The sequence below is a fragment of the Citreicella sp. C3M06 genome, assembly GCF_018860705.1.
Lineage (GTDB): Bacteria > Pseudomonadota > Alphaproteobacteria > Rhodobacterales > Rhodobacteraceae > Salipiger.
In genome coordinates, this window is record NZ_JAHKQA010000004.1 from 16,664 (window position 1) to 36,341 (window position 19,678).

18 protein-coding genes are annotated in these 19,678 nt (G+C 64.1%); 6 read left to right on the plus strand and 12 right to left on the minus strand.

Translation table 11 applies throughout. From position 1 onward, the window contains the following. Window positions 1–45: 45 nt before the first annotated feature. From rnr to dapE, 3 genes are all read right to left on the minus strand, one after another. The gene (gene rnr, locus KO516_RS00755; RefSeq protein ID WP_216001893.1) at window positions 46–2,388 is read right to left on the minus strand and encodes a ribonuclease R; all 2,343 of its coding nucleotides are present in this window, start codon (window positions 2,386–2,388) and stop codon (window positions 46–48) included. Between the two features lie 57 nt (window positions 2,389–2,445). Continuing rightward, on the minus strand, window positions 2,446–3,840 hold the full coding sequence (locus KO516_RS00760; RefSeq protein ID WP_216001894.1) for a dihydrolipoyl dehydrogenase: 1,395 nt from the start codon (window positions 3,838–3,840) through the stop codon (window positions 2,446–2,448). Between the two features lie 84 nt (window positions 3,841–3,924). Then, window positions 3,925–5,070: a succinyl-diaminopimelate desuccinylase gene (dapE, locus tag KO516_RS00765; RefSeq protein ID WP_216001895.1), complete on the minus strand. Its 1,146-nt coding sequence runs from the start codon at window positions 5,068–5,070 to the stop codon at window positions 3,925–3,927. Between the two features lie 144 nt (window positions 5,071–5,214). On the opposite strand from dapE, the gene KO516_RS00770 reads away from it, so the two are divergent. Further along, window positions 5,215–5,676 (plus strand): SRPBCC family protein, encoded by a 462-nt coding sequence (locus tag KO516_RS00770; protein ID WP_216001896.1) that lies wholly within the window; start codon window positions 5,215–5,217, stop codon window positions 5,674–5,676. Here the strand turns inward: KO516_RS00770 and KO516_RS00775 are convergent. From KO516_RS00775 to dapD, 4 genes are all read right to left on the minus strand, one after another. After that, on the minus strand, window positions 5,673–6,002 hold the full coding sequence (locus KO516_RS00775) for a hypothetical protein (protein WP_216001897.1): 330 nt from the start codon (window positions 6,000–6,002) through the stop codon (window positions 5,673–5,675). The two genes, KO516_RS00770 and KO516_RS00775, sit on opposite strands and share 4 nt — an antisense overlap. 86 nt (window positions 6,003–6,088) lie before the next feature. After that, a complete protein-coding gene (locus KO516_RS00780; protein ID WP_216001898.1) occupies window positions 6,089–7,117 on the minus strand; it encodes a sodium:calcium antiporter in 1,029 nt (342 codons plus the stop codon). 91 nt (window positions 7,118–7,208) lie between these two features. Then, complete coding sequence (locus KO516_RS00785; RefSeq protein ID WP_216001899.1) at window positions 7,209–7,463, minus strand: GlsB/YeaQ/YmgE family stress response membrane protein; 255 nt, start codon at window positions 7,461–7,463, stop codon at window positions 7,209–7,211. Between the two features lie 197 nt (window positions 7,464–7,660). Beyond that, window positions 7,661–8,488, minus strand: a complete 828-nt coding sequence (gene dapD, locus KO516_RS00790) for a 2,3,4,5-tetrahydropyridine-2,6-dicarboxylate N-succinyltransferase (protein ID WP_216001900.1) — start codon at window positions 8,486–8,488, stop codon at window positions 7,661–7,663. 76 nt (window positions 8,489–8,564) lie between these two features. On the opposite strand from dapD, the gene KO516_RS00795 reads away from it, so the two are divergent. The 5 genes from KO516_RS00795 to infB all read left to right on the plus strand — a co-directional run bounded on the left by KO516_RS00795 (window position 8,565) and on the right by infB (window position 14,508). After that, window positions 8,565–8,960, plus strand: coding sequence for a VOC family protein (locus KO516_RS00795; protein WP_216001901.1), 396 nt, complete (start codon window positions 8,565–8,567; stop codon window positions 8,958–8,960). A gap of 153 nt (window positions 8,961–9,113) precedes the next feature. After that, on the plus strand, window positions 9,114–9,698 hold the full coding sequence (gene rimP / locus KO516_RS00800) for a ribosome maturation factor RimP (RefSeq protein ID WP_216001902.1): 585 nt from the start codon (window positions 9,114–9,116) through the stop codon (window positions 9,696–9,698). 6 nt (window positions 9,699–9,704) lie between these two features. Then, entirely contained in the window at window positions 9,705–11,324 is a 1,620-nt protein-coding gene (gene nusA / locus KO516_RS00805) for a transcription termination factor NusA (protein ID WP_216001903.1), read from the plus strand. Between the two features lie 2 nt (window positions 11,325–11,326). Then, window positions 11,327–11,992 carry an RNA-binding protein gene (locus KO516_RS00810; RefSeq protein ID WP_216001904.1) on the plus strand — a complete coding sequence of 222 codons (666 nt, stop codon included), beginning with the start codon at window positions 11,327–11,329 and terminating at the stop codon, window positions 11,990–11,992. After that, window positions 11,989–14,508, plus strand: coding sequence for a translation initiation factor IF-2 (gene infB, locus KO516_RS00815; RefSeq protein ID WP_216001905.1), 2,520 nt, complete (start codon window positions 11,989–11,991; stop codon window positions 14,506–14,508). Before KO516_RS00810 ends, infB begins: the two co-directional genes overlap by 4 nt. A gap of 163 nt (window positions 14,509–14,671) precedes the next feature. On the opposite strand, the gene KO516_RS00820 is transcribed toward infB, so the two are convergent. The 5 genes from KO516_RS00820 to KO516_RS00835 form a co-directional block, all read right to left on the minus strand. Further along, complete coding sequence (locus tag KO516_RS00820; RefSeq protein WP_216001906.1) at window positions 14,672–15,436, minus strand: hypothetical protein; 765 nt, start codon at window positions 15,434–15,436, stop codon at window positions 14,672–14,674. A gap of 1,162 nt (window positions 15,437–16,598) precedes the next feature. Next, a complete protein-coding gene (locus KO516_RS24505; protein ID WP_256444141.1) occupies window positions 16,599–16,724 on the minus strand; it encodes a hypothetical protein in 126 nt (41 codons plus the stop codon). Between the two features lie 236 nt (window positions 16,725–16,960). Beyond that, a complete protein-coding gene (gene mutT / locus KO516_RS00825; RefSeq protein WP_216001907.1) occupies window positions 16,961–17,362 on the minus strand; it encodes an 8-oxo-dGTP diphosphatase MutT in 402 nt (133 codons plus the stop codon). 86 nt (window positions 17,363–17,448) lie between these two features. Next, on the minus strand, window positions 17,449–18,678 hold the full coding sequence (argJ, locus tag KO516_RS00830; protein WP_216001908.1) for a bifunctional glutamate N-acetyltransferase/amino-acid acetyltransferase ArgJ: 1,230 nt from the start codon (window positions 18,676–18,678) through the stop codon (window positions 17,449–17,451). Further along, window positions 18,678–19,523: a peptidylprolyl isomerase gene (locus tag KO516_RS00835; RefSeq protein ID WP_216001909.1), complete on the minus strand. Its 846-nt coding sequence runs from the start codon at window positions 19,521–19,523 to the stop codon at window positions 18,678–18,680. Before KO516_RS00835 ends, argJ begins: the two co-directional genes overlap by 1 nt. Window positions 19,524–19,678: the final 155 nt, after the last annotated feature.

The window sequence follows — 19,678 nt, forward strand, 5'->3', positions numbered from 1 at the left end:
CGTTGAGCGGGGGCAGCGCCTGCGGCACGGCGCTGCCCCCCTATTTCAGCCTCGGGTCTTTCGCTGACGCGTGACCTTGCGCGCGGTCTTGGCATCCTTGCGTTTCGCGACGGATTCCTGACGTCTCTCTGGTCCGGGAGGCGTTCCCGGCCCTTTGCCCGGCCCGCGTTTGGGCGCCTTGCCCCAGTTGCGTTTGCCCTTGAACCCGCCGCGCGAGGGGCGTCCGCGCCCCTGCGGCATCTTGGTGTCTTCGAGTTCGAGCAGTTCCAGCCCGATACCGCCGGTCACGGGGGCAGCGTCGACAAGGCGCACCTTCACCCGCTGACCCAGCGCGATGATGATGCCACTGTCGGCCCCCATCAGCGTGCCTGCGTCGCGGTCGAAATGGAAATACTCATTGCCGAGGTTGCGCATCGGGATCAGCCCGTCGGCGCCGGTCTCGTCAAGCTTCACGAACACGCCGAACTTGGCGATGCCGCTGATGCGCCCGCCGAATTCCGCCCCGATCCGGTCAGACAGGTAGGCCGCGAGATAGCGGTCGGTGGTGTCGCGCTCGGCCATCATGCTGCGCCGCTCGGTGTCGCTGATCTGCTGGCCGGTCTGTTCCAGCCGCTCGATCTCGTCATCGGTCAGCCCGTCATCGCCCCAGCCATGGGCGCGGATCAGGCCGCGATGCACGATCAGGTCGGCGTAACGCCGGATCGGCGAGGTGAAATGGCCGTAATTGCGCAGCGCCAGCCCGAAATGCCCGAAATTGGTTGGGGCATAATAGGCCTGCGTCATGCTGCGCAGGGTGGCAAGGTTGATCAGCTCGGCCTCTTCGCGCCCGGCGGCGTCGTGCAGCAGCTTGTTGAGATGCGCGGTCTTGAGAACCTGCCCCTTGGCCAGCGTCAGGCCCGACGCCTCGGCGGTCTCGCGCAGGCTGTCGAGCTTGTCGGCGGGGGGCTCTTCGTGGACGCGGAACAGCAGCGGCGTGCGGCGCGCGATCAGCTCTTCAGCGGCAGAGACATTGGCGAGGATCATGAATTCCTCGATCAGCCTGTGCGCGTCGAGCCGGGTGACGAAATTGACCGAGGTCACCTCGCCGTCCTCGCTCAGCACCACGCGCCGTTCGGGCAGGTCGAGATCCAGCGGTTGCCGCCGCTCGCGCGCCTCGCGCAGCGCCTCGTAGGCGGCGTATAGCGGTTGGATCACCGGTTCCAGCAGCGGGCCGCAGGCATCGTCGGGCGTGCCATCCTGCGCCGCCTGCACCTGCTGATAGCTCAGCGCGGCGGCCGAGCGCATCAGGCCCCGCACGAATTTATGCGAGATCTTGTCGCCCTGCGCATTGATCACCATGCGCACGGCGATACAGGCGCGCGGCACGCCTTCGTGCAGCGAACACAGATCGCCCGACAGCCGGTCGGGCAGCATCGGCACCACCCGGTCGGGGAAATAGCTGGAATTGCCGCGCAGCTTGGCCTCGCGGTCAAGCTTGCTGCCGGGGCGCACGTAATGCGCCACGTCGGCGATGGCGACCCAGATCACATGCCCGCCGGGGTTCTTCGGGTTGTCATCGGCCTGCGCAAACACAGCGTCGTCGCGGTCGCGCGCATCGGAGGGGTCGATGGTGATCAGCGGCAGCTCGCGCAGGTCCGTGCGGCCCTTCAGTTCTGCCGGTTCCTTGGCATCGGCCTCTGCCAGCACCGATTCGGGGAAATCGTCGGGGATGCCGTGCTGGTGGATGGCGATCAGCGACACAGCGCGCGGCGCGGTCGGATCGCCAAGCCGCAGGGTGATGCGCGCGCGCGGCAGGCCCATGCGGGTGCTGCGCGGGCCAGCCTGTTCGCCTTCGACCAGCTCGCCGTCTTGCGCGCCGCCGGTAGCGTCCGGCGCCACGGTCCATTCCTTGTCGGAGCCCTTGTCGATGGGCAGAATGCGCCCGCCCTCGGCAGTCTTGCGAAAGATGCCGATAACCTTCTGCGCGGTGTTGCCGATGCGGCGGATCAGCCGCGCCTCGTAATTGTGATCGCCCTCATGCACCACCTGAACGCGGGCGAGGATGCGGTCTCCTTCGCCAAGCGCCGGATCGCTGGCGCGAGGCACGAACAGCACGATCGGCTCGACGCCCTCGCCATGCCATTCCAGCGGCTGCGCGAACAGATCGCCGTTGTCATCCGGTGCCTTGATCTGAAGCACGGTGACCGGGGGCAGGCGATCGGGATCGCGGTAGGTCTTGCTGCGTCTGGACAGATGCCCTTCGGTTTCAAGCTCCTTCAGGATACGCTTGAGATCGATGCGGGCAGCCCCCTTGATCGCGAACGCCTTGGCGATGTCGCGTTTGGAGGTGAGGGTCGGGTTCGCGGAGATCCAGTCAAGGATGTCCGTCTTGGTGGGCAGTTTGCTCATGATCTTCGCGTAGCATGGCGGCGCGCGCGCGTCATCGGCATTCTTTGCGCGGCGGCGTCAGGCACCGGGGGGCGAGCCGGTATCGCGATCGCCGGGGATTTGCAGCGGCACGGCGGCGCAGATCTCGCGCAGGGCCGGTTTCAACCCTTCTTCCAGCGTCGGATGATAGAACGGCTGGTCCAGCAGGTCGCGGGCGGTCAACCCCTGCGCGATGGCCAGCGCCAGCAGATGGCCCATGTGATCGGCGCCGGGGCAAAACAGATCGGCCCCGATCAGTCGGCCATCGGGGGCCGAGGCATGGATGCGGGCAAGGCCGGTGTTGCGATTGTCGACCCGGGCGCGGCCCTGATTGGTGTAATCGGCGCTGCCGGTCTTGGCACCATCGCCGGGCGCGGCCCCGACGCTGACCAGCGGAGGATCGGTAAAGGTGATGGCCAGCGGGGTTTTGCGCGAGCTTGGCACGCGAGCCGGAAAGGCAAGGGCGCCGCGTCCGGCGATGGCGCCTTCGTCGGACGCCTCGTGCAGCAGGGGGCGGGCGGCGTTGGCATCACCGACAAGGAAGATCGGCGCATCGGCGCATTGCAGGGTTTCGGGATCGACCTCTGGCAGCCCCTTGTCGTTGAGCGACAGGCCGGTTTTCTCGAGGTCCAGCCCCGCCAGGTTCGGCGCGCGGCCGGTGGCGACAAGCACCTTGTCGAATTTATCAGAGCCGCCGTCCCAGTCGATGCGGGTCTGGCCGTTGTCGTCCTGCGGTTCCGGGTTGGTGCCCAGATGCAGAGTCAACTCGCGGGACAGCGCATCTTGCAAGACCTGCTGCACGACCTTGCAGCGGGTGCCACCAAGCTGATCGCCCTGATCAAAGATCGCAACGCGGGTGCCAAGGCGGGCCATGGCCTGCGCCAGTTCCAACCCGATGACGCCGCCGCCGATGACAGCAAGACTTTGCGGCAGGTCTTCAAGCTCGAAAATCGTGTCATTTGTCAGCAGGCCCGCAAGGTCGCGGTACGGTGGCGGGATCATCGGAGACGATCCGGTGGCGATGATGATTGCTCCGGCCTGCACCGTATCCCCGGTGCTGAGCGCCAACCTGTCCGGCCCGGTAAAGCGGGCGCGGGCGGTGATACGGCTGTCTTCGGGCAGTTTGGCGATGCCAGCGCGGGTGGCATCGACGAAATCGTCGCGCAGCTTGCGCAGCCGTTGCAGGACGGCGGGGCCATCGACACCAACGCTGGTGCGGATGCCGAAGGCCCCGGCGCCGCGTGCGTCCTGCGCGGCGCGGGCGGCACCGATCAGCAGCTTGGAGGGCATGCAGCCCACCGTGGCGCATGTGGTGCCATTGAAGGCCGGGTCGATCAGCAGGGTGCGCGCGCCATTCTTGCGGGCGCTGCGTTCGGCGGCCAGCCCGGCGGTGCCCGCACCGATGATGGCAACGTCGCAGGTGAGGTCTGTCATGGTGCGGTCCCTTTCCGTATGCCCAAGTCAACGGAAAGGGGGCCGCCATGGTTCCGGCAATTGCCGTTCAGGCAGTCAGATGCCTCAGATTGCGAAGTAATCCGACAGGATGCGGGTATAGATCGCCTTGAGCTGGGTGATCTGCTCGATGGGCACGCATTCATCGACCTGATGCATGGTCTTGCCGACAAGGCCGAATTCCACCACCGGGCAATGCGATTTGACAAAGCGCGCGTCAGACGTGCCGCCGGTGGTCGACAGCACCGGCAGCAGGCCGGTCTGCGCCTGCACGGCGGTCTGCACCAGCGTCGAAAGCTCGCCCGGCGGGGTCAGAAAGCTTTCGCCCGAAATCTTGATGCGCAGATCGGTGGTGGTGCCGAAGGCGGCGTCGATGCTGGCGGCCTCGGCGGCCAGCCAATCCGACAGCGACGCGCCGCTGTGGCAGTCGTTGAAGCGGATGTTGACGGTGGCGCTGGCCTGCGCCGGGATGACGTTGGTTGCCGGGTTGCCGGTGTCGATGGTGACCACCGCCAGCGTCGAGGCGTCGAAATGCTCGGTGCCCTCGTCCAGCGGGTGCGAGGCAAGCCGGTCCATCAGCCGCGCCATGGCGGACAGCGGGTTGATGGCGCGATGCGGATAGGCGGAATGGCCTTGCTTGCCGGTCACGGTAAACCATGCCGACATCGACCCGCGGCGGCCGATCTTGATCATTTCGCCCATGGTGTCGGGGCAGGTGGGCTCCCCGACAAGGCAGACCGACATCCGCTCATCCTGATCGGCCATCCAGTCGAGCAGGGCGACGGTGCCATCGGTGGCATCGCCTTCCTCATCCCCGGTGATCGCCAGAACGATCGCGCCATCGGGCGGGGTTTGTGTCACATAGTCGATGGCCGCAGCGGCAAAGGCGGCGACACCGGATTTCATGTCGGTCGCGCCGCGCCCATAAAGGATGCCGTCGCGGATCTCGGCTCCGAAGGGATCGGTTGTCCAGTCTGCCGGGTTGCCCACCGGCACCACATCGGTATGGCCGTTGAAGCCAAAGCTCCGGGCGTGGCCCTTGGCCCCCCAGCGGGCATAGAGGTTCGAGGTCTCGCCCCGGTCGACGCGGGTGCACTCAAAGCCGGCGTTTTCAAGCAGGCCCTGAAGCAGCACCAGCGCGCCGCCTTCTTCGGGGGTGACCGTTGGGCAACGGATAAGGTCTGCGGTCAGGGCGACGGGATCGGTGGTCATGTGGCGGCTCCGGCTGAGTTTTCCCATTCGCTACAGGCTTGCGCGGCAAAGGGCAAACCGGGGGATTGCGGCGCGCGGGCATGGAATCGTCTGGCGGGGCGGCGCCGCTTGCGTCAGGCTACCCCAAAGCCCGAAGGAGACATCATGCTGACGGATCCCGAACCCGACCTGACCCTGACACGCCACGTCGATGCCTCGCCCGAGGCGCTGTTCGCCTGCTGGACCACGCCGCAACATATGAAGCAGTTCTTTGTGCCACGGCCGCATCAGGTCACCCATGCCGAGGTTGATCTGCGCGTGGGCGGCCGTTTCAACACGGTGATGCTGGTCGACGGGCAGGAGATCCCGAATTTTGGCGTTGTTCTCGAGATCGTGGCAGGGCGCAAGCTGGTCTTCACCGATGCCTATACCGAAGGCTGGAAACCCGCGCCCGATCCGTTCATGACCGCGATCCTGACGTTTGAACCGGATGGCGACGGGGCGATCTTTACCGCCGTCGCCCGGCATCGCAGCGCCGAGGCACGCGCGCAGCACGAAAAGATGGGCTTTCACGAGGGGTGGGGCGTCGTGGTGCAGCAGCTCGAAGACTACGCGAAGTCGCTTTAGCCTTCGTTGAAGAAGGGCGTCACCTGCGCCACGATCACCGAATTTTCCAGCAGCGCACGGGTCATCAGCGCGCGCTCGTCGTCGTCGATTTCGTGGCCCAGTTCCAGCCGCTCGTCCAGCGTGCCGTAGCCGGTCACGTCAAGCGGTGCCAGTTCGGCCTGCTTGAGAATGGCGACGGTTTCGCGCACGGCTTCGGCTTCGTCCACGCCGGAGGCGTAACACATCAGCCCCGCGCCGGTGCTTTCCTCGGGCAGCCCATCACCGGCCTTGCGGCCGACCTCGACCACGAGCGTGTAGACTTGCTGTTTCGACGGTTTCTTTGTCATGCGCGGGCCATTGCCCCAGCCTGTGGCGGCTGTCAAGCGATGGCGCAGCGCTGGCGCAGAGAGAGTGTGCAGGCCGCCACGCAGTGTCAGGCGGCAAGCTCGACCGCGACCGCGCAGGCATAGACGGCGATCAGCAGCACGGATTCGATGCCGATGCGTGCCGGGCCTTGCCGCTGGCGCAGGATCAACCCGCCCAGCAGAATCGCGGTCATCAGCATCCCGGTCGCCAGCCAGTACAGGTCGGTGTCCCCCGCCGCCTGAAAGATCGACCCGTCGCGATAGGCCACATCGGAAAACACAAGGAACAGCGTGTCGAACGTATTGCCGCCGATGATACCGCCCACGGCCAGCTGCAAGGCGCCGCGGCGCACGGCGACGATGGTCGTCACCAGTTCGGGGAGCGATGTGATGACTGCCGTGACCAGCGCGCCGACGAGGCTGGAGGACATCCCGTAGCGCGTGATGAATTCGCCAGCGATCTGACTGATGACCCAGCCCGACAGGCCCATCACCGCGACCAGCGCGGCAAAGATCAGCAGCGGTTTCGTGACCGGCGCATCCGGTTCGTTGTCGTCATCGGGCTCATCCAGCCGCGTGTCAGAGGTTTCGACCGGGCGCCACATCGGGCTTTCCCCGACACTGGCCGACAATTTGACGCCCCACAGATACCCGAGGAACATGACCAGCGACACGGGAGAGACGCCGAAATAGGCGATATCCGGCCCGGCCATCGCCGCGACGGGCATCGACAGCAGGATCAACAGCATCACCGCCTGAAACAGGTTCGCCGGTTCGGCGGCGGCGTGTTCCAGGTTCACCCGCTTGTACAGCAGATCGGCCACCGCCAGAAACAGCGTCTGCGCCGCGATTCCGCCCACGGCATTCGACACGGCAAAGCTGGCATCGCCGCCATGGGCCGCCGTCACCGACACCACGACGCCGGACAAGGATGTCGCGCCGCCAAGCAGGAGGCCGCCGGCCATTGCCTCGCCCAGTTTCGTGCGGTCGGCGATGATATCGGCAAGGCGGGTCGCCTTGATCGAGGCGGCGACCACGAGGGCTGCGGCAATGGCGAAGCCGGTCAGCAGCAGGGGCAGGGAGAAATCGGCGAACATGAGGCTCCGGACGTTTTCAGGGCATTGCATCAACGAAAAAGCCGCGCGCCCGGTGGACGCGCGGCTTTCGTCGCATGGAGATGTCGGGCGATCACGCCGAGCGGCGGAAGGCCCGGGCGATGGCAATCAGGATGCAGGCACCGATGAAGCCGATGATCAGCTGGCCGATCCAGCCGCCCAGAGTCGAGCCGACGATGAACATCAAGATGGCGTTCAGCAGGATCGCCCCCACGATGCCAAGGATGATGTTCATGATGATGCCCATGTTCGATTTCATGAACTGTTCTGCAAGCCAACCGGCGATGCCGCCGACGATGATGGCCGCAAGCCAACCAAGTCCGGTCATTGTCTAACCCCTTTTGAAACTATTGTGCCGGGCTGCCCCCGGCGTCTGATTGGGTAACGGCGCGGGGCGGCGAATAGTTCCCGTATCGGGGGGCAGATTGTTCTTTGTGCTGGCGAAGCTCCCGGCCCGGATCAAGCCGTTTCAACGCAAAAGGCCGGGGACAAGCCCCGGCCTTTCCTGTCCGATGCGCCTTGCGATCAGTCGCGCAGCAGCTCGTTGACGCCGGTCTTGGAGCGGGTCTTTTCATCGACGCGCTTGACGATGACGGCGCAATACAGGTTCACGCCGTTCTTCGACGGCATGGTGCCGGACACCACCACCGAATAGGGCGGCACTTCGCCATACATGACTTCGCCGGTCTCGCGGTCGACGATCTTGGTCGACTGGCCGATGTAAACGCCCATGCCCAGAACCGAACCTTCGCGGATGATGCAACCCTCGACCACCTCGGAGCGGGCGCCGATGAAGCAGTTGTCCTCGATGATGGTCGGGCCGGCCTGCATCGGTTCCAGCACGCCACCGATGCCGACGCCGCCCGACAGGTGCACGTTCTTGCCGATCTGCGCGCAGCTGCCGACGGTCGCCCAAGTGTCGACCATGGTGCCGCTGTCGACATAGGCGCCAAGGTTGACGAAGGACGGCATCAGCACAACGCCCGGCGCGATATAGGCCGATTTGCGCACGATGCAGTTGGGAACCGCGCGAAAGCCCGCCGCGCCCCATTCGTTGTCGCCCCAGCCCTTGAACTTGCTGTCGACCTTGTCCCACCAGCCGCCGCCCTGCGGGCCGCCATCGTGCTGTTCCATGTTCTTGATGCGAAAGCCCAGCAGCACGGCCTTTTTCGCCCACTGGTTCACATGCCACGAGCCGTCAGCCTGCTTTTCCGCCACGCGCAGCTTGCCGGAATCCAGCGCATTCAGCGTGTCTTCGATGGCCTCGCGGGTTTCGCCGCCGGTGGCGGGCGTGATGGCGTCGCGGCCTTCCCAGGCGGCTTCGATGGCGGTTTCAAGCTGGGCGTTGGACATGGGGGTCTCCTCGTGCGATCCGGGGTTTTGCAACGCCTATAACGGGCGCGACCGCACAAGAAAAGGAGCCAGAGCCATGGCAAAGATGATCCACAGCATGATCCGGGTGCAGGACGAGGCGCGCTCTGTCGCCTTTTACGAGACGGCCTTTGGCCTGACCGTCGCCGACCGGCTGGATTTTCCCGATTTCACGCTGGTCTACCTGTCGAACGCCGAAACCGGGTTCGAGCTTGAGCTGACGGTGAACAAGGGCCACGACGAGCCGTACAATCTGGGCGACGGCTACGGCCATCTTGCGGTGTCGGTTGCCGATCTCGAAGCCGAACATGCGCGCTTCACCGCCGCCGGGCTTGCCCCGCGCAAGATGATCGAATTCGCCCCGGCGGGCGAGGTGATCGCGAAATTCTTCTTTGTCGCCGATCCCGACGGATACCAGATCGAGGTGCTGGCCCGCACCGGGCGTTTCGCCTGAGACGGGCGCGGGCCGCGTTCCCCCCTTGCGGAATCGGCGCGGCCCGCGTATATGGCCCTCAACAGCGGCGCGTCGGGCCTCTCCGAAGCACCACCGGGAAACACCAACGGGCCGCGCGCCCGTTTTTTTGTGCTCAATCGGACCCGGGGAAATATGACCGACCTGATCGCCAGATCCGCCATCGACCAGCGTCTCGCCGAGATCATCACCCCTGTCATCGAGGACATGGGGTTTGAACTGGTGCGCCTGCGCCTGATGAGCGGCAAGACTTCCACCCTGCAAATCATGGCCGAACGCCCCGAGGGCGGCATCGAGGTCGATCAATGCGCCGAGATCTCGACCGCCGTTTCGGCGGTGCTCGATGTCGAGGATCCGCTGATCGACGCCTATACGCTTGAAGTGTCGAGCCCCGGCATCGACCGCCCGCTGACCCGGCTCAAGGATTTCGAGACCTTCGAGGGCTACGAGGTTCGGCTTGAAACGCAAGAACTGGTCGATGGCCGCAAGCGCTGGCAAGGCGTGCTGGCCGGGGTCGAGGATGACGAGGTGCTGCTCAACATCACCGAGAACGGCGAAGAGCACACCATCGGCCTGCAATTCGACTGGCTGGCCAATGCCAAGCTGGTCCTCACCGACGATCTGATCCGCGAGATGCTGCGCGCCCGCAAGGCGCAGGGTGTCGATGAAACCCAATTCGACGAAATTCAGGCCGACGACGCGGCCACCGACGAGGAGTAAGACCCAATGGCAATCACCTCTGCCAACCAGCTCGAGCTGCTTCAGACCGCCGAGGCCGTCGCGCGCGAAAAGATGATCGACCCCGGTCTGGTCATCGAGGCGATGGAAGAGTCGCTCGCCCGCGCCGCCAAGTCGCGCTACGGCTCCGAGATGGACATCCGGGTTACCATCGACCGCAAGACCGGCCGCGCCAAGTTCACCCGCGTGCGCACCGTGGTCGAAGACGAAGAGCTTGAAAACTATCAGGCCGAGCTGACCGTCAAGCAGGCCAAGCAATACATGGCCGATCCGCAGGTCGGCGACCAGTACATCGAAGAAGTGCCGCCCGTCGACATGGGCCGGATCGCCGCGCAATCGGCCAAGCAGGTCATCCTGCAAAAGGTTCGCGAAGCCGAGCGGGACCGCCAGTACGAAGAATTCAAGGACCGCGCTGGGACCATCATCAACGGCACCGTCAAGCGCGAGGAATACGGCAACATCATCGTCGATGTGGGCCGCGGCGAAGGCATCCTGCGCCGTAACGAAAAGATCGGCCGCGAGGCGTATCGCCCCGGCGATCGCATCCGCTGCTACGTCAAGGACGTGCGCCGCGAAGTGCGTGGCCCGCAGATCTTCCTGTCGCGGACCTCGCCGGAGTTCATGTCCGAGCTGTTCAAGATGGAAGTGCCGGAAATCTACGACGGCATCATCGAGATCAAGGCGGTTGCCCGTGATCCCGGCTCGCGCGCCAAGATCGGCGTCATTTCCTATGACAGCTCGATCGACCCGGTCGGCGCCTGCGTCGGTATGCGTGGCAGCCGCGTTCAGGCCGTGGTGAACGAGCTTCAGGGCGAAAAGATCGACATCATCCCGTGGAACGAGGACATGCCGACCTTCCTCGTCAACGCGCTTCAGCCTGCCGAGGTCAGCAAGGTGGTTCTCGACGAGGACGCCGAGCGCATCGAGGTCGTGGTGCCCGACGAGCAGCTGTCGCTGGCCATTGGCCGTCGCGGTCAGAACGTGCGGCTTGCCTCGCAGCTGACCGGTCTTGATATCGACATCATGACCGAGGAAGAAGAATCGAAGCGTCGCCAGAAGGAATTCGAAGAGCGCACGCGCCTGTTCATGGACACGCTCGACCTTGACGAATTCTTCGCGCAGCTGCTGGTGGCCGAAGGCTTCACCAACCTCGAAGAAGTCGCCTACGTCGAACAGGACGAACTGCTGGTCATCGACGGTGTCGATGAAAGCACCGCGGCAGAGCTTCAGACCCGCGCCCGCGAGTTCCTTGAAGAACAGGCCCGCAAGGCGCTGGAACACGCCCGCGAGCTGGGTGCAGAGGACAGCCTCATTGACTTCGACGGCCTGACGCCCCAGATGGTAGAGGCACTGGCGAAAGACGGCATCAAGACGCTTGAGGATTTCGCCACCTGCGCCGACTGGGAGCTGGCCGGAGGCTGGACGACCGACGGCGGCGAGCGCGTCAAGGACGATGGCCTGCTCGAAAAGTACGATGTCGATCTTGCCGAGGCCCAGACCCTCATCATGACCGCGCGTGTCTTGCTTGGCTGGGTCGATCCCACCGAGCTTGCGCCCGATGTCGATGAGGCGGCCGAGGAAGACGGCGAGGAAGAAGAAGAGGTCTGAGAATGAGCCGTGGCGGCCAGCAAAAACACCGTGAAGACGGGCCGGAACGGCGCTGCATCGCCACGGGCGAGTCGCAGCCGGCGTCGGGGCTGATCCGCTTCGTGGTCGGGCCGGACAATCAGATCTTCCCGGATCTGGCAGAAAAGCTGCCAGGGCGGGGGATCTGGGTGGCCTCGACCCGCGAGGCGCTTGAAAAGGCGTCGGGCAAAGGGCTGTTCGCCCGCGCGGCAAAGACACAGGTGACGGTCCCAGATGGGCTGCCCGACCTTGTGGAATCCATGTTGGCGCGGCGGGTGGTGGACTACATCAGCCTCGCGCGCAAATCCGGCGACGCTGTTGCCGGATATGAAAAGGTCAAGGCGATGCTCGACCGCGAAGACGCGGATGTGCTGATCCAGGCCGATGACGGATCGACCCGAGGAAAGTCAAAACTGTCGACTCCGGGGTGGGGTAGCTATATCGGCTGGCTGACCGCAGATGAGCTGGGAATGGCCTTTAGTCGGGAAAAGGTGATCCATGCGGCGCTTGGCGCTGGCGGACTCACCAAACGTGTTGTAGAGGAGGCCCAACGTTTGAAGGGCCTGCGCACTGGATGGGCCGGTGTGTCATCGGCGGCAGGGGCCGCCGGGGCGGCAGGGGCCGCCGGAAAGGACAAGAGAGCTGAATGAGCGATAACGACGGCAAAAAGACCCTGGGAGTAGGTGGCGGCGGACCCCGTTCGGGCTCCGTGAAGCAGAGCTTCAGCCATGGACGTACCAAGAATGTCGTGGTCGAGACCAAGCGCAAGCGCGTCGTGAAGCCTGCCGCTGGTGCCGGTTCCGGCAAGCCCGGCGGCAGCCTTCCCGGCGGGTCCGGTGGCAAGCGCCCCGCAGGCATCTCCGATGCCGAGATGGAGCGTCGTCTCCGCGCGTTGCAGGCCGCAAAGGCCCGCGAGGTCGAGGAAACCGCGCAGCGCGCGGCCGAGGAAAAGGCACGCACCGAAGAGCGTGACCGCCTGCGCGCTGAAAAGGAACAGAAAGAGCGCGAGCAGCGCGAGGCCGAGGAGCGCATGCGCGCCAAGGTCGAAGAGGAAGCGCGCAAGAAAGCCGACGCTGCGGCCGCCAAGAAGGCCGAAGCGGTGGCTGCCGCTGCCCCGACGCCAAAGGAAGAAGCGGGCGCCGCCCGGTCTTCCGGTGCAAAGCCGGCCGGTGCGGGCGGTCCTGCTGCGACTCCGGGCGCACCGCAGATGCGCAAGGCAGAACGCGAGCGCGAAGAGCGTGGCCGCTCGGCCCGCGGTCGCGACGACAATGCACGCCGCTCGGGCAAGCTGACGCTGAATCAGGCGCTTGGCGGCGAGGGCGGCCGGCAGAAATCCATGGCGGCGATGAAGCGCAAGCAAGAGCGTGCGCGTCAGAAGGCCATGGGCACGCAGTCCCGTGAAAAGGTTGTGCGCGACGTCCAGCTGCCCGAGGCGATCACCGTCGCGGAACTGGCGAACCGGATGGCCGAGCGCGTGGCGGACGTGGTCAAGTCCTTGATGCAAAGCGGCATCATGGTCACACAGAACCAGTCGATCGATGCCGATACTGCAGAAGTCATCATCGAGGAATTCGGCCACCGGGTGACCCGCGTGTCCGCTGGCGATGTCGAGGACGTGATTCGCACGGCAGAGGACAAGCCCGAGGATCTCAAGTCGCGTCCCCCGGTCATCACGATCATGGGCCACGTCGACCACGGCAAGACCTCGCTGCTCGACCGTATCCGCCAGACCAGCGTGACCTCCGGCGAAGCTGGTGGCATCACGCAGCACATCGGCGCCTATCAGGTGACGACGAAGGACGGCGCCGTGCTGACCTTCCTTGATACGCCCGGCCACGCGGCCTTCACCTCGATGCGCTCGCGTGGCGCACATGTGACGGATATCGTGGTGCTGGTGGTTGCGGCGGATGATGCGGTGATGCCGCAGACCGTCGAAGCGATCAGCCACGCCAAGGCGGCGGGTGTTCCGATGATCGTGGCGATCAACAAGGTCGACAAGCATTCGGCCAACCCGACCAAGGTGCGGACCGATCTGCTGCAGCACGAAGTCGTGGTGGAACAGATGTCCGGCGAAGTGCAGGACGTCGAGGTTTCGGCCCACACCGGGCAGGGTCTTGACGAGCTGCTCGAAGCCATCGCGCTTCAGGCCGAACTGCTCGAGCTGCATGCAAACCCCGATCGCAACGCCGAAGGCGCGGTGATCGAGGCGCAGCTTGACGTTGGCCGCGGCCCGGTTGCGACGGTTCTGGTTCAGAACGGCACGCTCAAGCAGGGTGACATCTTTGTTGTCGGCGAGCAGTACGGTAAGGTCCGTGCGCTGCAGAACGACAAGGGTGAGCGCGTCAAGGAAGCCGGTCCTTCGGTTCCGGTCGAGGTGCTTGGTCTTAACGGCACGCCCGAGGCTGGCGACGTTCTCAACGTCGTCGAGACCGAAGCGCAGGCCCGCGAGATCGCCGAGTACCGCGCCCATATCGCCAAAGAGAAGCGCGCAGCCGTTGGTGCCGCGACGACTCTCGAGCAGCTGATGAAGAAGGCCAAGGACGACAAGAACGTCTCGGAGCTGCCGGTGGTCGTCAAGGCAGACGTGCAGGGGTCTGCCGAGGCCATCGTTCAGGCGCTGGAAAAGGTCGGCAACGACGAGGTCCGCGTGCGGGTCATCCATTACGGCGTCGGTGCCATCACCGAGACCGATATCGGCCTTGCCGAAGCGTCGGGCTGCCCGGTGATCGGCTTCAACGTGCGTGCCAATGCTCCGGCGCGCAACGCTGCGAACCAAAAGGGCGTCGAGATCCGCTACTATTCGGTGATCTACGACCTGGTCGATGACGTGAAAGCGGCGGCCTCGGGCCTGCTGTCCAACGAAATCCGCGAGAACTTCATCGGCTACGCGTCGATCAAGGAGGTCTTCAAGGTTTCCAACGTCGGCAAGGTGGCAGGTTGCCTCGTGACCGAGGGTGTGGCGCGGCGTTCCGCCGGTGTTCGCCTGCTGCGCGACAACGTCGTGGTGCACGAAGGCACGCTGAAGACGCTCAAGCGCTTCAAGGACGAAGTGCCCGAAGTGCAGTCGGGTCAGGAATGCGGCATGGCCTTCGAGAATTACGAAGATATTCGCCCGGGCGATGTCATCGAGATCTTCGAGCGGGAGGAGATCGAGCGTTCGCTCTGATCTTTTCCAACGGACACGGGAATAGGCGATGCCATTTCCCGGATATCAGGACGCGGGCGGCGATTTTATCGTCGCCCGTTTTCCGTTTGGGGGCGGCGCAACCGGCGTTCTGTCCGACCTATCGCTCCGCTTCCTGATCCAAAACGGCCTCCGTAGGCGATGATCAGGAAGGAGTTTCTCCGTGGCTGCTACATAGGAGATTCTCACTGAGGATGAGGGCCGCGGCGCGATCGCAAATGGCCTGACGCATGAAGGCGCGGACCGTGGCAGAGGCGTTGCACCCCGGTGCGGCAGTTGCTGGCGTCGTGCGGCGGCACGGAGGGCAGGCGATCCCTTTATCGGTGTTACGGGCCCAGGCACGTAAGGGCACAGTGGTTCTGCTTGCTCCGGCAGACGAGGCCGAATTCGCGGCAACGTTGGTCGTGGCCTCACCGCCGGATGCCGAGCCAGTCGCTGAAAAGCCCGTAAAGATTACCGTGGGCGTGGCAATGATCCGGCTGGGTGCAAACACATCGGCGTTGCCGATCGCGGCGATCGCACATGCGTTGGCACAGAGGGCATGATCCTCCCGTCGAACCGGGAGCGGATCGTGGTTGCAACCAAGCCCGTGGTCTCCCCCGATGGGTACGAGGGTTTTTTTAGCAAGCCCGGCCTCGTTCACCATCGGGGAGTTGCCGACGGCGGTGGGGATTACGCTGGTTCCAAGCAACTGGCACATCCATTCCGCAAGGTCCGACTGCGTGCTGATCGCCGTGTCTAAGCGGGGCAGCAGATTGGCGAAAGTGTCGTAGGATCCGTTGCCGCCGTTGGAACGCAGCGCCTCAAGCCCCCAGACGTCATGGTTCGGAACTGGCTTGCTGAGGCAAGATCGACCCGTTCGAGGATCACCGACATCAGCAGCGACGTTGACGCACAAGACCGCCGACATGGTGAAATTGCCATCAGTGGCCGGCAAACGATCATGACGATGTCGTAGTCATCTTCGATCTTGCGCAATGCTTCGCGAATAAGGATGTCGGAAAGTTTCCTCTCGCCCCCGCCGGCGCGCCGAGGCAGGCTCTGGGAGCCTTGAAGCCGCCAAGACCATTGGATGTGCGCCTTTATTGATTTCAGGTTCCTCATCGGTTTGTTTATCGGGTATAAACCTCGGCTCAGGTTGATGGTTTCAACCCGAGCCTACCGAGAAACCCGATGGCCACCGCAAGCTACACCACGTTCGGGGGCGTCACCCGTGATGATTTCATAAAATACAGAATATTAGCCATCTCACTTCTGATGGCGCCACCCGCTACGCCCGAATTTGTCACATCTCCAAGAGCGCGCGAGAGCGATCCTGTGATTTGAAACCTCGGGCCGACCAAAGGGGCGACTTGACCGGAGGCGCCCCTTTTCGTGTGCTCGGCGCGAATTGGCGGCGAGTGGATGCTAAGCTGTTAGAACTGAGCCTTCTGAGCAGCATGCAGCCCTGACATGTCAAAAGATCTTCATCGCCGGATCGAGGTGCAGCTATCAGCGCGAAAGCGCGAAGGTCTCAAAGATCGGGCCTCGGGCTGCGACGCGTTCGCTGTCAAACATCGTTTGCGATTCCGTCATCTCCTTTTTTCGCGAGCTCCGCAATCTGCGTAAGACCGTATGTCTTTCTCCATCGCAAACGGATGGCACCCGCCGACCCGCGATCAGCATACAAACCGATCCGGCATAGCTAGGCCGGTGAAAAAGACATGCGGTCTCGCGGTGCAGCGGCCTTGGAAATTCTCCCATATTGGCGGTCGGTGGAATGGCCAGAGCGGATGTGGGCCGTGTAAGGGGGGAAGGGAGACTGAACATGCGGGCGCAACGCACGGGATCGTCGGTCAAGTGATCGGTGCAAAGCGTTCAGTAGACGGCGCGATCGGGCGAGAATGGCGGCGGGCATCCGACAGCTTGGTCGAACTGGTTCAGTATCTGGTCACCACTCCCACAGGCGGTACAAGCCGCCCATTGCGGGTTTGACCGGGCGTGAGGCTGGCAGGTGGTGGAGAAACGAAAACGCCCAGGCAAAGGCCCGGGCGCTGGTCGAAATCTGGTGACGCGTGAAAGCGCGCGAATCTTCAGGCGGCGGGACGGCCGGTAAAGATCTGGCCGCCGACGCGGACCGAAATACGACCGTCCGGCAGCACCTTTTCAACGATGCCCTGAACGGAGTGACAAGTTCCAACAATGATCGTACGCAGCATTTTCAAGTTCCCCGTGTTCGCTTTGGAGTTTCCCCGGATGGTTGAGTGTTCGACCCGGAAGCCAGTGTTACGGAAATATGAATACGCAAGAATCGTTAACAAAACTAGAAGAAACCGTGTCAATGGCGCCTAAGTGTTAACCAAATGTAGGTTTTTCTTTAGGCAAACCATGCTGCAGTGCAGAAAAAGCTTTACAAATTTGCGAGTGCATTCGAATTAAGCGCAGATTTTCCGAATCAAAGCCAGTCGCGAAGAATCGGAATCAGCGGAATATCGGCCGGGGGCATTGGATAAGACGCCAGTTCGTGCGCCTTGACCCATTTGAGCGCCTGGCCTTCCTGTGACCGGGGCGTGCCCTGCCATTTTCGGCAGGCGAAAAGCGGCATCAGCAGGTGAAAATCCTTGTAAGCGTGCGAGGCGAAGGTCAGCGGCGCGAGGCAGCTTTGCCATGTGTCGATGCCGAGCTCTTCCTGCAATTCGCGGATCAGCGCCTGTTCAGGAGATTCGCCCGGCTCGACCTTACCGCCTGGAAATTCCCAGAGACCGGCAAGGGATTTGCCCTCGGGGCGTTGGGCCAGCAGGATGCGGCCGTCCGGATCGATCAGGGCGACGGCTGAGACGAGGACGATCTTGGTCATGTGCCTGTCCATGTTGTGACGGCAGACGTGGGGGCCAGCCCCCACACCCCCGGAGTTTAAGGGCAAGATGAAGGGGCGGGCCGCGCTCAGGAGCGGTAGTCGGCGTTGATGCTGATGTAACCGTGGGTGAGATCGCAGGTCCAGACGGTGGCGGCGCCAGTGCCAAGGCCGATGTCGACGGAAATCGTGATCTCGGGCTGTTTCATGATCGCGGCGCCGTCGGCTTCCTTGTAATCGGGCGACACCCAGCCTTTTTCGGCGACAAGCACGTCGCCAAAGCGAATGGTGAGCGCGTCGCGCTCGGCGGCGGCGCCGGATTTGCCGATGGCCATGACGATGCGGCCCCAGTTGGGATCTTCGCCAGCGATGGCGGTTTTGACCAGCGGCGAATTGGCGATGGCCATGGCGTGGGTGCGAGCGTCGGCGTCGGTTTCTGCGCCGGTGACGCGGACGGTGACGAATTTCGTCGCGCCTTCGCCGTCCTTGACGACCTGATGGGCAAGGTCGAGGAAGACCGTTTCCAGCGCGTCGGAAAAGGCGGTGTCGGCGGGGGTGACGGTGACGCCAGAAGCGCCGGTCGCGCCCATCAGCAGGGTGTCGGAGGTCGAGGTGTCGCTGTCGACGGTGATGCAGTTGAAGCTGCGCTCGTTGATGGCGCTGACCATGGCCTGCAGGTCTGCCTGCGCGATCCTAGCGTCGGTGAACAGGTAAACCAGCATGGTTGCCATGTCGGGGGCGATCATACCCGAGCCCTTGGCAAAGCCGGCGATCCTGACCGTGCCGCCGGGCAGCGCGACCGTGGCCGCCGCGCCCTTGGGAAAGGTGTCGGTGGTCATGATGGCGCGGGCGGCTTCTTCGCCTTTGGCTGCGTCGAGTGCGCCGTGCAGCTCCGGGAGCGTGGCGACGATGCGCTCATGCGGCAGGCGTTCGCCGATCACACCGGTCGAGCTGGTGAAAACGCGCGCGGCGGGCAGGCCGGTAGCCTCTGCCACTGCCGTGCAGATCGCCGCCACGGACGCATCGCCCGCCGCGCCGGTGAAGGCGTTGGAATTGCCCGAATTCACGAGGATCGCGGCACCGTCGGCGCTGGCCTGACCGATCTTGGCCTGACAATCGCGCACGCAGGCCGAACGGGTTTTCGAGCGGGTGAACACCCCGGCGATGGCGCTGCCGGGGGCGAGCAGGGTGAGCATCACGTCCGTCCGGCCCGCGTAGCGGACGCCAGCCGCAACAGAGGCGAAGCGGACGCCCTCGATCACCGGCAGGGCCGGAAAAGAGGCGGGGGCGAGCGGCGAGACGGACGTGATCTTGGCCATTACTGTTCCAGAAGCTGCAGGTTGGAGATTGCCTCGATGGGGGCCTCGGCCTTGTCCATGCGGGTGACGCTGGCGGTGGTCAGTTTCTCGTCGATGTATTCCTGCACCGCGGTCTGTTGCAGCGTCATGACGATCTCGTCGCGGACCTCGTCGAGGGCCGGGGCGGCCTTGTCGCGCAGATCGTTGAGCTTGATCACATGCCAGCCGAACTGGGTCTGCACCGGGCCCGAGATGTCACCGACGGACATGGTTTCGACGGCTTTCTGGAAGGGCTCGACCATCATGCCTGCGCCGAACCAGCCAAGCTCGCCGCCATTGGGGCCGGAGGGGCCGGTGGATTTGGTCTTTGCCAGCTCGGCGAAATCGGCGCCGCCGTTCAGCTCGGTGACGAGCTCTTCGGCCTCGGCCTCGGTTTCCACCAGAATATGCGAGGCGTTGAATTCCTTGCCAAGGCCGTCTGCGGTGTATTGCGCATCATAGGCGCTGCGCACGGCATCGTCGCTGACGGCGGCCTCGGCCACAGCCTTGACGGTTTCGGCGGCGAGCAGGGCGCGGCGCTCGTTTTCGATCGCCAGCTTGACCTGTGTGGACTCCTTGGCCTTGTCATCGGTCGAGAGCACGGCCTGCTGCACGAGCTGGTCGAGGATGCCATCCCACAGCACGTCGTCGGGCAGTTGCTGGTATTGCTCGGGCAGGCCGGAGCGGACCACCAGCATGTGACCAAGCGTGATGTCGGTGCCATCGACCGTCGCCACGACGGTGTCGAGGCTCTGGGCATGGGCGGGAAGCGCCACGGACAGCGCAAGCACAGCTGCCGCGCCAAGTTTAAAGAGCGAATTCGCCATTGGGCTCGGATCCTTTCCCGGATTGTTCCGGTATCGTGTCGTTTCGGTTGTCTGCCATGTGTCGAGCGGGCAGGCAACGTTGACAGTATGGTAGCCGGTGCTTACATGGCTTGAGGCTCTGCAAGGCCGGTCGTTCCCCTGTTTCATATGGGCTG

Bases quoted from the DNA above. Each gene is read 5' to 3' on its own strand.
- rnr (WP_216001893.1), bottom strand. From the start codon at position 2,388: ATGAGCAAACTGCCCACCAAGACGGACATCCTTGACTGGATCTCCGCG.
- KO516_RS00760 (WP_216001894.1), bottom strand. From the start codon at position 3,840: ATGACAGACCTCACCTGCGACGTTGCCATCATCGGTGCGGGCACCGCC.
- dapE (WP_216001895.1), bottom strand. From the start codon at position 5,070: ATGACCACCGATCCCGTCGCCCTGACCGCAGACCTTATCCGTTGCCCA.
- KO516_RS00770 (WP_216001896.1), top strand. From the start codon at position 5,215: ATGCTGACGGATCCCGAACCCGACCTGACCCTGACACGCCACGTCGAT.
- KO516_RS00775 (WP_216001897.1), bottom strand. From the start codon at position 6,002: ATGACAAAGAAACCGTCGAAACAGCAAGTCTACACGCTCGTGGTCGAG.
- KO516_RS00780 (WP_216001898.1), bottom strand. From the start codon at position 7,117: ATGTTCGCCGATTTCTCCCTGCCCCTGCTGCTGACCGGCTTCGCCATT.
- KO516_RS00785 (WP_216001899.1), bottom strand. From the start codon at position 7,463: ATGACCGGACTTGGTTGGCTTGCGGCCATCATCGTCGGCGGCATCGCC.
- dapD (WP_216001900.1), bottom strand. From the start codon at position 8,488: ATGTCCAACGCCCAGCTTGAAACCGCCATCGAAGCCGCCTGGGAAGGC.
- KO516_RS00795 (WP_216001901.1), top strand. From the start codon at position 8,565: ATGGCAAAGATGATCCACAGCATGATCCGGGTGCAGGACGAGGCGCGC.
- rimP (WP_216001902.1), top strand. From the start codon at position 9,114: ATGACCGACCTGATCGCCAGATCCGCCATCGACCAGCGTCTCGCCGAG.
- nusA (WP_216001903.1), top strand. From the start codon at position 9,705: ATGGCAATCACCTCTGCCAACCAGCTCGAGCTGCTTCAGACCGCCGAG.
- KO516_RS00810 (WP_216001904.1), top strand. From the start codon at position 11,327: ATGAGCCGTGGCGGCCAGCAAAAACACCGTGAAGACGGGCCGGAACGG.
- infB (WP_216001905.1), top strand. From the start codon at position 11,989: ATGAGCGATAACGACGGCAAAAAGACCCTGGGAGTAGGTGGCGGCGGA.
- KO516_RS00820 (WP_216001906.1), bottom strand. From the start codon at position 15,436: ATGTCGGCGGTCTTGTGCGTCAACGTCGCTGCTGATGTCGGTGATCCT.
- KO516_RS24505 (WP_256444141.1), bottom strand. From the start codon at position 16,724: ATGCTGCGTACGATCATTGTTGGAACTTGTCACTCCGTTCAGGGCATC.
- mutT (WP_216001907.1), bottom strand. From the start codon at position 17,362: ATGACCAAGATCGTCCTCGTCTCAGCCGTCGCCCTGATCGATCCGGAC.
- argJ (WP_216001908.1), bottom strand. From the start codon at position 18,678: ATGGCCAAGATCACGTCCGTCTCGCCGCTCGCCCCCGCCTCTTTTCCG.
- KO516_RS00835 (WP_216001909.1), bottom strand. From the start codon at position 19,523: ATGGCGAATTCGCTCTTTAAACTTGGCGCGGCAGCTGTGCTTGCGCTG.